We start from the raw sequence: 14,690 nt of genomic DNA, 5'->3' as shown, positions 1-14,690 counted from the left end.
AGAAACCATGCTTTCGTTTGCGATTCTCGTAATTGACCCCACGCCCTAATCTCTTAACTTTTTTAAGCTCATATAAATATTTACAGGCTTACATTTACGTTTTTTCGCCAAAATGCCTTGGTATTTCTATGTAGAGTTGCTTTGATTCTATTCTTATCCGTGGACAAATTCTCTCAAATTAAAGTATTTCTATAGAGCCTAAATTCAAAAGGAAACGTTTAAAAATAATTAAGAAGTACACTATATTAAAATTATTATAATGAGTGCTAACGAAGGAAAAATAAGTGAAAAATAAAGAGATCGCAGAGAAGAATTCTCTAAATTTCAACCTTGAGTTGACTGAAACTGATTTACAAGTCGTCACTGGCTGGGCAACAGAATTCTGTTCTTGTTCGTTAGTCCGGGAAGATTGGAACAGGGGCAATAAAACGGTGTTTACATGTCAGTTAATGACTCAATCAACCGAATAGTGGTAGGTTCAGGGGTAATCTTTACAGGAACTCTTGCCGGATTGCTGTTCGATATTCTCATTAAAGGAGTGCTCACCTCATATCTCCCTCCAGCTGACTTCGGAACATATTCCCTTGCACTAACGGTAATATCAATCACTGGAGCCGTAGCAACTCTCGGGCTCCATGAAGGAGTACCAAGGTATATTGCATACTTCAGGGGCAGGCATGAGGAACCTAAAATTCAGGAATTAGTAATATCAGCCATAATGATGGGCCTGATTGCCGGTGTACTTGCCATGCTGGTTTCGCCGGTTCTGTTTGAACATTTAGTAGGGAAAGGATTCGATGCGCAGGGCAAAATTCTGTCCGTAGTCAGGATAATGATCTTTGCCATTCCATTTACCATAGTCCTGAATCTGGCAGTAGCAATCTACAGGGGATTTGACCGTACAAATGTCAATACTTACTTCTATAGCATCATAAGACCGATTTCCCTGCTCGGATTTGCTTCAACTGCTGTGTTTCTGGGCGTGTCCCTTAGAGGAATAGTGCTCGCTGACCTATTCTCAATGATATTCACATTTTTCATAATGTCGGTTTACTTTATCAAGAGTCCTCCGTTTAAACTCGAATGGAAACTGAAATTCAGCGAGCCAACCAAACAATTGATCAGGTATTCGTTTCCACTTTTGATAAGCGCAACTCTGTTAAACCTCATGACCTGGACAGATACAATAATGCTTGGCTATTTCAAGTCAGCTGAGGTAGTAGGAGTTTACAGTGCAGTATATCCTCTTGTAGGATTTCTGTCCATGATGATCAACTCCATGGGCTTTGTGTATGTCCCTGTAACATCAAAGTTATGGGGAGAAAACAAGCCAGAATCGCTTGGTCCCATCTACCAGATAATGACAAAATGGTGCTTCATGCTTACCTTTCCGGTCTTTGCATTGATGTTTGTGTATCCTGAGTTTCTTCTCACAAAAATTTACGGAGGAGCCTATGCAAGTGGCGCCACTGTCCTCCGCATCCTTGCTCTGGGATTCGTAACAAACTCATACTTCGGATTTAACTATCACACGATAATGGCATCCGGAGATTCTGACTTCCTTATGAAGTGTTCGGTAGCAAGTGCAGGAATGAACGCCCTTCTTAACTTTATACTCATACCTCAGTATGGAATGGTAGGCGCAGCGGTTGCATCTTCTGCATCTTTTGCATCGATCGAAGTCTTAATGACTTTAAGAACTTGGAGGAAGCAGCATATACATCCCTTTACTTCTCTGTACAGAAGGGTGACCCTTATCGGGATCTTCATGATTGTGTTCATGCTTGCCGCCAGAAAAGCACTCCTGCTTTCAGGAGCAGACTGGGAATATGTAACTTTTGTTATCGTTTACTTTGTGATTATTAAGGCCGCAAATGTGCTGGACAGCACAGAGCTGAACATGGTAAGAGAAATAGTAAAGTCAATCAGGTATAACTTAGACATTCGTATCCTTCAGGCACTTAAAGCGCTTGCATCCTAATTTGCTTCCTGAGTTGCCAAGAGGCCGACAAATATCCCTTTGAAGAATGCCGGCAATTCGATTCTTTGACGGTTCCAGATGATTTGGATCGAAAGCTACATTTTTCGCTACATTTTTCATCTTTTGCATTACAACCCTAATGTGACAGATCCTGCTAATTAATACAGTATTTTCTTACAAAAAACACGTTGCATCGACACATTACATTTTTGTAAAATGAAAATGTCAAAAATCAATAAACACAAGATATAAATTTGAATTGTATGTAGAAAACAGAAGCATGAAGCCCATTTATACATTAAAAATGTATGCTTCTGTCAAATTAGGGTTACAACTTAGGCACTAAATTTTGATCTTTTTCTCATTTAAAATAAATTTAAAATATACATGGCTATTTATATGTTCAAATACTGTTATATTCTGCAGAATATTTTAAAGGGAGAAATTTATAATCCTTCTGCATAAGATGTTATATGGGCTATTTCCGGAGGGTAAATTCATAACTTGCTTGCATAAAAAATACATGGCGGTAAAAAATAGGGGTGAAACAAACAAAAATATTGCGCCAGGAGCTGCAGGCAAAATCAATGCAGAACTAAAAAACGAAAAAGAAATCCATACAAAAAGAAACAACTAAATAATAGGTTTTGGCCGTGAGTTATTGATTAAATCTGAAAAACCGGACACAATTTAAATGTTTGGAAAAAATGTAGAGAGATTCTTGTGCATACGTTTTTCAATAACTCCTCCCAATTATCTTATTTTGGTAATTGCCATTACTAAAGGTCCGAGTAGTAATCCTACAAAACTGACAAGTGCTTTTATTTTATTTTATTTTATTTTATTTTATTTTATTTTGATCTGGAATTTTATCTAGATTTTAGCAATGTCCGTGAGTTATTGATCTATTCTGAAAAAACGAGTATGACATCAACATTTAAAAAAATACAGAGAGCTTATTATACTCACTGTTTTCAGTAACTTGCGGGTCCGACCAGATATCAAAAAGTCTATAAATTAATATAAGTTTGGTGGTAAATTGAATAAGCAATTGAAAGTATTATTTATAGGAACTTATGTTCCAAAAGAATGTGGTATTGCTACATTTACTTCTGATCTTTTAAATTCGGTTTCTGGAGAAAATAATGACGTTCATTGCGAAGTCATTGCTTTGAGTGATCCTTCTGAAACTTATAATTATCCGGAAGAAGTCGTTTTTCAAATTCAAAAGGAAAAACTTGAGGATTATTACCTGGCTGCGGATTATATAAATCAATCTGATGCTGATATCGTATGTCTTCAGCATGAATTCGGCCTTTATGGGGGAAATGCAGGAGATTACATTTTTGCTCTTTTATCAGGAATAAACAAGCCTGTAATAACCACAATGCATACTGTGATCCGGGAGCCCGAACTTGAGTATCGAGTATCCACTGAAAAGCTCATAAGGTATTCCGAAAAGCTGGTTGTAATGAGCCAGACTGCAGTTGATATGCTCAAAGATGTCTATAAGGCTCCTGAAGATAAAATAGAAATTATTTTCCATGGAGTTCCTGACTATCCGTTTAACAACTGCAGTAAGTATAAAAAAATGCTGAATCTTAAAGGGTCTCCCCTTGTCCTTACTTTTGGCCTGTTAAGCAAGAATAAAGGTATTGAAAGCGTGCTCGAGGCTCTTCCTGACGTTGTAAACCAGTATCCTGACCTTATTTACCTTGTACTGGGTGCCACGCACCCTATGGTCAAAAAGACTCAGGGAGAAGCATACAGGCAATATCTTAAGAACAAGGTCTCCGAACTCGGGCTTGAAAACAATGTAGTATTCCACGACAAATTTGTCGAAAAAGAAGAACTCTGTAATTATATCCTCGCCAGTGACATTTATGTATCTCCTTACCTTTCCAGAGAACAGATAGTAAGCGGTGCTCTGACCTATGCAATGGGTATGGGAAAAGCAATAGTATCCACTCCTTACTGGTACGCTCAGGAGATGCTTTCCGACAATCGTGGGCTGCTCATAGATTTCGGAGACACTGATGGCTTTAAAAAATCCCTGTCATACTTAATTGAAAATCCAGAAGAGTGTGATAATATGCGCAAAAAAGCATACGATTTTGGTAGAAAAATGACATGGAAAAACGTAGGTAAAAAATATAATACTGTTTTCGGTAAGGCTTTAATGAATTACAATACTTATCCCGGAATACAAAACAGATTTTATTTCCTTCCAATTCAGCTGCCTGAAGTTAAACTTGATCATCTTAAGCTATTGACCGATGATGTGGGCATTATCCAGCATACCAATCTTGGTGTACCGGCTCGCCGTTATGGGTACAGTACTGATGACATTGGAAGAGCGCTTGTTGCACTGACAAAGCTGATAGATAACCCGCAAAAAGTCGAAGAGTTCCGGAAGATAATTACCACATACATGAGCTTTCTTGAACATGCTCAGACTGATACGGGGCACTTTCATAACTTCATGAGCTATCAGAGAGAATTTTTGGATGAGAAAGGCAGCGAAGACACTCTCGGGCGTGCAATTTACGGGCTCGGACATGTGATAAGCTGCTCTTACCTATCAAGAAATATACGCACTCTTGCACATACCCTTGTCAGCAAATCCGGGCCGGAAATGGAAAATCTGGATTCCCCGAGGGCAAAAGCCTATGCAATGTGCGGGTTGTATGAGATTCTAAGGGCAGGAATAGATATAGATGAATTTGAGTCCGTATTCAACTCCTGTAGAGACGTTGTCAAGCCCATAGACACTCTTGTAGACAGAGATTACTTTGAATCCATATTTATCAGCCACGCGGATTCTCTGGTCGACTTATATGAGGCCAACCATAAAGAAGACTGGAACTGGTTTGAGCCCACAGTTACCTACAGTAATGCAAAACTGAGCGAATCCCTTCTACTGGCGTATAATTACACCAAAAACAGAACTTACAGAGAAATTGGCCTTGCCACCCTGGATTTTCTTACCGAAATCCAGTGGAACTGCGACTTTTTTGACACTGTTGGAAACCAGGGCTGGTACTCCTACAATGGAGAAAAACCGCTTTTTGACCAGCAGCCTATAGAGGCAGGTTATTTAACTCAGGCATATATTTCAGCTTATGAGATCGTGCGTGAGGAAAAGTATCTCGAGCTTGCAAAATACTCTTTTGAGTACTTCCTGGGCAGAAACCGCTTGCGAACTGTTATGTACGATTATTCAACAGGCGCGGTCTGTGACGGGCTCAATTCTGACGGAATGAATTGCAACCAGGGTGCTGAACCCGTAATTTGCTTCCTTATGGCATTGAGCTCTTTAAATGAACACACAAATAAAGCCTTCAGTACGATATTGCAATCCAGAGTAAGTGATGGAATTAGTGATGAGGCCCTGGAAAAACGAAAGAGCCTCTTATCAGTCAAGGCGGAATGAGGGAAGTAACATGATATGGAAAGACCATGGAGAAATGTTCCAAAGGTATAAGAAAAATCCTATACTTACTGTTGAAGATTGGCCGTATCAGGCTCATTCAGTGTTTAACCCTGCAGCGGCTATAGTTAATGGTATAACTCTATTAATGGTGCGTGTCGAAGACCATCGAGGCTTTTCTCACCTTACAATAGCAAGGAGTAAGAATGGAGTTGATGGCTGGGAAATTGACACCGAACCAACTTTTTCTCCTGATCCTTTAAACTATCCTGAAGAAATATACGGCATTGAAGACCCGCGCATAACTTACATAGATGAGATGGGAAAATGGGCTGTAGCATATACCGCTTTTTCAGATTCAGGCCCCTTACCATCTCTCGCCCTTACAGAAGATTTTCGTAATTTCGAACGAATGGGAGCTATCCTGCCGCCTGAAAATAAAGATGCTGCCATGTTTCCTGTAAGATTTAATGGCAGGTGGGCAATTTTGCACAGGCCTGTGTCTGGTATGCAGGGTGCAAAGGCAAATATCTGGATCTCCTTTTCCCCGGATATGAAATACTGGGGAGAACACGAGGTCCTTCTGTATGCTCGGGAAGGTGGGTGGTGGGATGCAAACAAGATCGGGCTATCCCCACAGCCAATCCGCACATCTGACGGATGGTTAATTATGTACCATGGAGTACGGCAGACGACTTCTAAAGCAAGTTATCGGCTTGGGTTGGCCCTTCTTGATCTTGAAGATCCCAGGAAAGTGCTTCACAGGTCCGAAGGATGGGTTTTCGGGCCTCGTGAAATGTATGAGCGCAGTGGAGACGTTAATGATGTTGTTTTCCCTTGCGGATGGGTCTTAGTGGATGATGAAATCCGCATTTATTATGGAAGCGCAGATACATCCGTATCAATGGCCAGTGCAAAAGTGCACGATATCCTGGAGTATATCCATGGATGCCCTGAAACACAATGCCCTGATGAATACTGCAGATGGTTTGAAGAAAACAGGGGGCTTTCCAATGATCCAAAAAAAGGTGATATTAAATTAAAATGAAATCGTAATATTCAACTTGGGAAAAACAACATCATCAGCCATCTTATTTAAGATAATGGGCAACTTTTTTTGAGCCTATTTTCTTCAATTATTGGCTATTGGTTGTGTTTTTCAGTTTTAAATGGATTGGTAATTACATATTTTTGACAACTTAAAGCTAATATCAATAGACTGATTTTGGGTATCTCAATAATGGGTGACGCTCCTAAAATCAAAAATATTGATAAAAAATAAATTAAGGGATGTGAGTAATTTTGGGGGTATTATCATAAGAATTGCAATGTTATCTCCGATTGCCTGGAGCACGCCACCTAAAAAGTATGGTCCATGGGAATCTATAGTATCTTTATTAACCGAAGGGCTGGTAAAAAGGGGAATTGACGTTACATTATTTGCGACAGCGGATTCTCATACGGCAGCCAAACTTCATGCAGTATGTCCTAGACCCTACGAAGAAGATAAAAGTATATTGGTAAAGGTATGCGAGTGCCTGCATATATCAGAAGTTTTTGAGAGAGCAAGTGAGTTCGATATAATACACAACCATTTTGATTATCTCCCTCTTACTTACAGTGCGCTTGTCAATACGCCTGTTGTGACCACAATACACGGCATTTCTTCCAGGAAAATTCTGCCTGTCTATAAAAAGTACAATAATAACACTTTTTATGTATCCATAAGTGATGCCTACAAATGCCCTGAGCTGGATTATATAGCTACGGTTCGGCACGGAATCGACATAGAAGGTCTGCATTTCAATGATAGCCCACAGGACTATCTCCTTTTTTTATCGCGCCTGCATGAAGATAAGGGTGCAAAAGAAGCAATAGAAGTTGCAAAAAAGACAGGAAGGAAACTTAGAATAGCTGGTTTTATCGCGGATCAGGCCTATTTCGAAAAAGAAGTACAGCCCCATATAGACAATGAGCAGATTATTTATGAGGGACATGTCGATCCTGAGCGGAAGAAGGAACTCCTGTCAAATGCTTACGCTTTGCTGCACATGATTAATTATGATGAGCCCTTCGGACTTGGTGTGGTTGAAGCTATGGCCAGCGGTACACCGGTAATTGCAATGAACAGGGGTTCGATGCCTGAACTGATAAGATCTGGAGAGACTGGCTTTCTGGTCAATAGCATTGATGAAGCTGCAGAGGCTGTACAAAAGATTGCTTCCATATCCCGCAAAAAATGCAGGGAAAATGTTGAAAAACGTTTTTCTGTTGACAGGATGGTAGATGATTACATCAAGGTGTACGAAACAATTCTGGAGGAATACAAACGTGAGTCAGAAATGCAAAAGTGAGTCCGAAAGGCCCTGGGGACACTATGAGGTGCTTACTCAGAAGCCCGGGTACAAAGTCAAAACTCTTACTGTTCTGCCGGAAGGTGAACTCTCACTTCAGCGCCACGCTCACAGAAACGAGCACTGGTACATAGTCAGTGGAAAGGGAATTGTAACTAAAAACGGGAGTGAAATCAGGGTTTTAGTCGGGGATTCTGTCGACATTCCGGTAAACGAGGAGCACCGTATTAAAAATATAGACAACGAAAATCTCGTTTTCATTGAAATTGCACAGGGTGGTTACCTGGGAGAAGACGATATCGTAAGACTTGAGGATAAATACGGGAGAGAGTAACCCGATTTGTATTTAATGGGTTTGTATTCTGGAAACAACCTCTATCGCAAATTCCATATACATTTCTCTAATTCTTTGTTACATTCCCGTAAATCACTGTTATATTTCTCTTTTTTAAAAGAAGGCAATGGTACTCCTATTATTATCACAGCCATTTTGAACATATCTCGGCGTTTTCTATACAGGTTGAGGCTCAAAGAAGAGATACTTATCCGGGAAATTAAAGATTATGAGGATTACGTAAAAAGTACAAACAGGCGAATCCCTAAATTATGGTGAGAGCAAAGTAAAGTAAACCCAGATGCTGGCTTAGAGGCCTAAAATGATATCATTTTACGTTATTTTTGTTTGCATATGGATGGCAAACCCTGAAAAACGGAAGTTTCTCCTGGAAATTCTTCCTGGTATTTATCTCAATGCTGCACCTTCTACATACTAAATTTATTTATCTTAATTTTCCCCTCTTTTCCATTTAATTATTTATTTCGGGTTTTTTGATCCATTTGAGTAGCAGCTTTTTCTTATACCAGTTCTCAATGATACAGAATCGAAAAACTCTGACCTCTTGTCAGCCTGGTAATATGCGTGTCTCGTACTTCAGAATAACTGCAACTTACTTCCCAAAGCTTTATGGAAAATATTCAAATTCAAGGAACCGGTTCCCTGAATTTGAGAAACATGAATTTTTTCTTTAAATATATTTTATAAATATCACGGTTCAGAATAGAGATATTCCAGAAAAAGAGGTTTTCAGGAAAGGTACTCTTCTGTAGTCATAACAGTTGCAAACATGCCGTCCAGTGCAGCCATAAATACCGTATGAACAGTGTGCGCAGGCAGAGTTTCATTCTTGAATTTCAGGTCACAGGTAGCGCAGGCATCGGCAATAAGAGTGCATTCAAATCCAAGTTCCTTTGCAACCCTGACTGTTGTATCTATACACATGTGGCTCATTGCCCCGCAGATTACGAGGTTCGTTATTTCCGCTTCCTTTAGCCGGAATAAGAGTTCTGTCTGGAAAAAACTGTTGGGAAAATGCTTCTCAATAATTTCTTTTTCCGAAAAAGGGCTTATACTCGTATGAATATCTATTCCCGGGGTTCCGGGTATAAAGAAGGCGGCTCCTTGCCTGGTAGATATATGCCTTATAAAGAAAACCGGCTTACCTGCAGTACGAAATACTTTGAGAATTTCTGCTGCCTTTTTTGATGCGTTTTCCATGCCGACAAGCTCCATCCTGCCGCCTGAAAAATAATCATTCTGGATATCGATCAGAAGAAAGGCTTCTTTCATACTGCTGAATGGGGTTTTTAACAGTAATATCCCTGACGGTTAATCTCAATTCTGCACTTTTCCGAATATTTCTATCTTAATTCTGCACCGTCTACATAATAAATTTATTTATCTTAATTTCCCTCTCTTTTTCCTTTAATTATAGTCATTTACGCAAAGAATTACACTTTAAATTGAACTGACCCATTTCCCATTCCGAGATATTGTGTTTTAATTCATGATGAGATTTCAAGTGTAAGTAGTTGCGCTCAAGACTATATTTATTTTTATTTTTAATTTTCGTCTAGCTCTAGAAACATTATCTATATTTATAACTCTCAAAGTTTCTACCGAAAATATTATATCCTTTAATAAATATTTTTTCTCTTGCACTCATATAATGGATTTGGGGCGGGTGAGTATAAGTGTTTACGTATCATGCTCAGGTTTATCGTTACCCCTATAAGATTTCAGGGAATCTAAAAATCTTTATTCTGATTTCCGAAGGAGCGAAATAAATGGTATCTTCTTTACTGGCAAACGTTGACGTAATTCTTGGCTTTGCCATTTTAATTCTTACTATCTTCTACAGATTTGAAGTCCCTCCTGTATTGGGCTTTCTTGTAACCGGAATGTTGATCGGGCCTTATGGACTTGGTATCCTGAGTGGAGGACAGAATGTAGAACTGAATGCCGATCTGGGCGTAATCTTTCTGCTTTTCACGATAGGAGTTGACCTTTCCTTAAAAGAACTCTGGAAAATGAAAAAAGCCTTATTGCTGGGCGGAACCCTTCAGATTCTCTTAACAACAGCCTTGGTTATCATAGTATGCTCAGCTCTTGGGTTCAGTCATGCCACCTCTGCCTTTCTCGGTTTCTTGATTTCGCTTAGCAGCACCGCAATAGTGCTTAAGGTTCTTCAGGATAGAAACGAAGTCTATACCGCGCACGGGAAAACCTCTCTTGCAGTTCTAATATTCCAGGATCTTGCTATTGTGCCTTTGATCCTTATTACCCCAATGATGGCTGGAAGTTCTGTAAACTTTGAGAATTCACTTTCAACAGTTTTTCTCAAAGGCTCACTAATTATCCTGATTTTTATCCTGAGTGCGAAATTCCTGATTCCCTGGGTATTTTATCATGTAGGCAGGACGGGCAACAAAGAACTATTCCTCGTCAGCGTTGTTTTTATCTGCTTATCTACAGCTCTCTTTACCTCCAGTATTGGTTTATCTCTCGCCCTCGGTGCTTTTCTGGCTGGAATCATTATATCCGGGTCTCAGTACAGCCAGCAGGCGATGGGCAATATAATACCTTTAAGAGACATGTTCATGAGTTTCTTTTTTGTGTCCATAGGCATGCTCCTGGACACCGGGTATTTGCTTGACCATCTACCCGTTATTATTCTTGCATCAATTGCCCTCATTTTTATAAAAACTGTAGCAGTGACAGCTATCACCTTCGGTCTCGGGTATCCTCTCCGTACCACTATACTAACAGGGCTTGCACTTTCACAGGTAGGAGAATTCTCTTTTGTGCTTTCCAGGCTAGGGGTGGAGTATTCTCTCCTGACAGAGGGGACTTACCAGGCATTTCTTGCAGTCTCTATCATTACTATGGGAGTTACGCCCTTTTTGATTAACGCTTCTTACAAACCTGCCGATTTCCTTGTTAAAAAAATTTCAGGCACAGCTTACGGCATGAAACTGGTACATGGCCTCTACTCGGAACCTATTGAAGAAGAGAAAGACGCCGAGCCCGAGATAAAAGACCATCTTATAATTGCAGGGTTCGGTTTTTCCGGAAAGACTGTCTCGAAGGCCGCAAAGGCCGCAGGCATCCCTTATATTATCGTAGACGTAAACCCTGAAACTGTTAAGCAGGAAAAAATGAAAGAGGAAAATATACACTATGGAGATGCGACATTTGGGGCTGTACTGGAACATGCAGGCATCAAGAATGCAAGAGTTCTTATTATCGGGATCTCTGATGCTGCCACCACAAGGAAAATAGTAGAGACTGCAAAGCAGTTAAATCAAAATATCTGCATCATCGCAAAGGTGCGGGATTTGCAGGAAATGAAACGCCTCAATGCCCTGGGTGCGGATGAAATTATCCCGGAAGAATACGAAACTTCAGTAGAAATCTTTGTCCGCTTGCTGGAAAAATATCTGGTTCCGAGAGAAGATATCGAAAAACTGGTAGATGATGTGCGGGCTAATGGATACAGTATGCTGCGGAAATTATCCGTTAATACAGGCATTGATAGCGAATTCAGCATAAAGGACGGGCTTCCGGGAGTAGATATCCAGGTTCTTAAGGTGGGAAGCGGTTCCAGTTTCGACGGAAAAACCCTTGCAGACCTGGACTTCAAAAAAAAGCATGGGGTGACAGTACTTTCTGTTCGCCGGGGCTCGGATATAGTCTACACTCCAGAAGGCAATTTCCTCCTTCATGCAAAAGATGCCTGCATCCTCCTGGGAAAACCTGAAGACCTTTATGGTATCAGAAGGTTTTTTGAAAATGTCCACGGATAAATGTTACTTTCCCTTAATTTTTTATTTATGCCTGCCTATACAATACAAATATATCCTATCTATCCTGACTTTTTTCTATGCGTCAGATTATTCTTGCGTCTGCATCCCCAAGGCGAAAAGAACTGCTTGAACAGTTGATAGGAGATAACTTCCTTGTCTATGCCAGTTCCTATGGGGAGGCTCCTCATCCTGGCCTGAGCCCTGAAGAGCTTCTCATTATGCATTCCTTTGAAAAAGCCAGGGATGTGGCTAAACATTTCGACTCAGGGCTTGTAATTTCTGCTGATACGTCTGTACTTTTCAACGGGGAACTTCTGGGAAAGCCGCATTCTCCCGAAAAGGCAGAAGAAATGCTGAAAAAGCTAAGCGGACAGAGATTCAGGGTTATAACCGGGCTTACCGTTCTTGACCTTGACAGCGGGGAGGAAATCAGTGAACTGGAGTCCACCATTGTCTGGATGACTGAACTAAGCAAAGAACAGATTTCAGCTTATGTCAGAACAGGAGAGCCTCTTGATAAGGCAGGAGCTTTTGCTGTCCAGGGGAAAGGGGCAGTGCTTGTGGAAAGAATAGAGGGAGATTTCTTTAATGCAGTAGGCTTTCCTCTTTTCCGGTTGGAAAAGATCCTGCAGAGAGTTGGAGTGTCCGTATTTGAGGAAGGTTTATCCTGAATTCTCCTTATCTTTTCAGTTTCCCGGTTTACTGACCTTTTAGTTTTCCAGCCTACTGGCCTTTTTATTAAATTTTCCTTTGCTTTCAAGCTGTTCTCTCAATAAATATCTCCAGAGGCAAATATCTCCGGAGAGGCGGCGAAAGTAATAAAGCATCTCTGACCAATTAGATAACAATAAGCGAATTCTAGTGACTCTAAAAAAACAGGGTCTCATTTTAGCAAGTGTTCCAGGCACTTTAAATTTCCAGAGGCGTTAAGGATGCTCCAGATTTACAATACCCTTACAAGAAAGAAAGAGATTTTCAAATCCTTGAAGGAAGGTGAAGTTTCTATTTACGCCTGCGGGCCTACAGTCTACAATATGCCGCATATAGGTAATTATCGAACCTTCCTGATGACGGATAATCTTGTGAGAACTCTCGAATACCTGGGGTATAAAGTAAAGCTTGTAATGAATATTACTGACATAGACGACAAAACTATCAGAGATTCAAAAGCAGCGGGAATGTCCCTTAAGGATTTTACGGACATATACACAGCAGAATTCTTTAAAGGCCTTGATATGCTGAACATAAAAAGGGCTTCAACCTACCCGAGAGCTACGGAAAATGTTGACGGTATGATCGAACTTGCGCAGAAGCTCATAGATAAGGGGCTGGCTTACGAAAAAGGCGGGTCGATATATTACAGGATTTCTGGGTTCCCGGATTACGGCAAGCTTTCAAAGATCGATTTTGACAACATTATAATTGGCGCGTCGGTGGATGTAGACGAATATGATAAAGACAATCCTCGCGATTTCGCCCTTTTGAAAGCTTCAACCCCTGAGGAAATCGAAAGAGGAATTTATTATGAGAGCATATGGGGGAAAATCCGTCCGGGTTGGCATATTGAGTGCTCGGTAATGGCTATGAACAGCTTTGGGCCGACCCTTGATATTCATACAGGAGGCGTGGACCTTATCTTCCCTCACCATGAAAACGAAATAGCTCAGTCCGAAGGGGCAACCGGAAAACCCTTTGTATATAACTGGGTTCATGGGGAACACCTGATAGTTGAAGGAGAGAAGATGAGCAAATCCAGAGGAAACATGTTCACGTTGCCTGAGATTGTCAGGAAGTACGGCGGGGAAGTTGTGCGCTTTATGTTTCTTTCAGTTCACTATCGGAAAAAGCTGGACTACTCCGACGCTTTTGCCGAAAACGCAAAAAATAATTATCTGCGGCTCAAAGAAACTCTCGATAATCTTGAGTTTGCCCTGGCCAGTGCAGAAGATGCAGCTTATCCCGAAGACAGTGAAGTCCTTAAAGCCCTTCCTGAAATTGAAAACCATTTCAGGGAAGCTCTTGAGGACGATTTCAATACTCCTAAAGCCGTAACGGTTTTCAGGGACCTTTCCCGCACAGCCAATAAGTACCTTGAAAGCGGAAAGAATAGACAGGTTCTTGGAAAACTCTATTCCCTTTACAGGCAGTTTTCGGACGTTCTGGGTCTGTTTGCAGAAGCAGGAAAAGAGGAAATCCCTGAAAATGTGATGAAACTTGTCGAAGAACGTGAAGCTGCCCGAAAAAATAAAGAATGGGCAATTTCAGATGCGTTTAGGGAGAAGATAAAGTCGCTGGGTTATATCGTACAGGATACGAAAGAAGGACAAAATGTGAAAAAGGTCGAATACTGATCTCGCCATGCATCTTTTTTTTCCCTGATAACTTTTATCTCCGTCTTCAGGTCTCTTCGGGTTGCTAGCCATTTTCTTTCTATTTTCTCACTTTTATGTTTACTACTTTAAGTTTCATTATTTTCAGAGGCCTTTATTCCAGCTTTCCACTCATTCGAGCATATAACTTCGTTAAAAGTATAATAACTCATTTAGTATATTTTGATACCGACTAAATATAAATCAATGGCTTGCTGATTTATATTGGGAAAGAGATCCCGGGGATCGAAAGAGAGGAGGTGAGATAGATATGGTAAAGTGCGGAATTTGTGAAGGAGAAGCTCCGAAGCAGCCCTGTATTACTGAAGAAGGAACATGTAATATTTGCGGTAAAAAGGTATCACTTGCTGAAGAAAAATCCACAGAGATGGGTAAACAAAAATGATTTGTAT

General features: G+C 40.5%; 10 protein-coding genes. 9 read left to right on the top strand and 1 reads right to left on the bottom strand.

Annotated elements, in window-relative coordinates; all coding sequences use genetic code 11:
* The first annotated feature begins 439 nt into the window (after positions 1-439).
* The 5 genes from RG963_RS07015 (at position 440) to RG963_RS06995 (ending at position 8,099) form a co-directional block, all read left to right on the top strand.
* Positions 440-1,981 carry an oligosaccharide flippase family protein gene (locus RG963_RS07015; protein ID WP_310575560.1) on the top strand — a complete coding sequence of 514 codons (1,542 nt, stop codon included), beginning with the start codon at positions 440-442 and terminating at the stop codon, positions 1,979-1,981.
* Between the two features lie 1,039 nt (positions 1,982-3,020).
* Positions 3,021-5,414 (top strand): glycosyltransferase family 4 protein, encoded by a 2,394-nt coding sequence (locus RG963_RS07010; RefSeq protein ID WP_310575559.1) that lies wholly within the window; start codon positions 3,021-3,023, stop codon positions 5,412-5,414.
* A 10-nt stretch (positions 5,415-5,424) separates the two neighbouring features.
* On the top strand, positions 5,425-6,459 hold the full coding sequence (locus RG963_RS07005) for a glycoside hydrolase family 130 protein (RefSeq protein ID WP_310575558.1): 1,035 nt from the start codon (positions 5,425-5,427) through the stop codon (positions 6,457-6,459).
* A gap of 244 nt (positions 6,460-6,703) precedes the next feature.
* The gene (locus RG963_RS07000) at positions 6,704-7,765 is read left to right on the top strand and encodes a glycosyltransferase family 4 protein (protein ID WP_310575557.1); all 1,062 of its coding nucleotides are present in this window, start codon (positions 6,704-6,706) and stop codon (positions 7,763-7,765) included.
* Entirely contained in the window at positions 7,743-8,099 is a 357-nt protein-coding gene (locus RG963_RS06995; protein ID WP_310575556.1) for a phosphomannose isomerase type II C-terminal cupin domain, read from the top strand. Before RG963_RS07000 ends, RG963_RS06995 begins: the two co-directional genes overlap by 23 nt.
* 750 nt (positions 8,100-8,849) lie before the next feature.
* Here the strand turns inward: RG963_RS06995 and RG963_RS06990 are convergent.
* Entirely contained in the window at positions 8,850-9,392 is a 543-nt protein-coding gene (locus tag RG963_RS06990; protein WP_310575555.1) for a cysteine hydrolase family protein, read from the bottom strand.
* 497 nt (positions 9,393-9,889) lie between these two features.
* Between RG963_RS06990 and RG963_RS06985 the strand changes: the two genes are divergently transcribed.
* The 4 genes from RG963_RS06985 (at position 9,890) to RG963_RS06970 (ending at position 14,683) form a co-directional block, all read left to right on the top strand.
* A complete protein-coding gene (locus tag RG963_RS06985; protein WP_310575554.1) occupies positions 9,890-11,908 on the top strand; it encodes a cation:proton antiporter domain-containing protein in 2,019 nt (672 codons plus the stop codon).
* A 77-nt stretch (positions 11,909-11,985) separates the two neighbouring features.
* A complete protein-coding gene (locus tag RG963_RS06980) occupies positions 11,986-12,579 on the top strand; it encodes a Maf family nucleotide pyrophosphatase (protein ID WP_310575553.1) in 594 nt (197 codons plus the stop codon).
* Positions 12,580-12,840: 261 nt separating this feature from the next.
* Positions 12,841-14,259, top strand: a complete 1,419-nt coding sequence (gene cysS, locus RG963_RS06975; RefSeq protein WP_310575552.1) for a cysteine--tRNA ligase — start codon at positions 12,841-12,843, stop codon at positions 14,257-14,259.
* Between the two features lie 289 nt (positions 14,260-14,548).
* Complete coding sequence (locus tag RG963_RS06970; protein ID WP_310575551.1) at positions 14,549-14,683, top strand: hypothetical protein; 135 nt, start codon at positions 14,549-14,551, stop codon at positions 14,681-14,683.
* The last annotated feature ends 7 nt before the right edge of the window (positions 14,684-14,690 follow it).

Origin of the sequence: Methanosarcina baikalica, from assembly GCF_031461075.1 — an archaeon.
In the GTDB taxonomy this organism is placed as follows: domain Archaea; phylum Halobacteriota; class Methanosarcinia; order Methanosarcinales; family Methanosarcinaceae; genus Methanosarcina; species Methanosarcina baikalica.
This window is presented reverse-complemented; position numbering and strand designations above follow the sequence as displayed.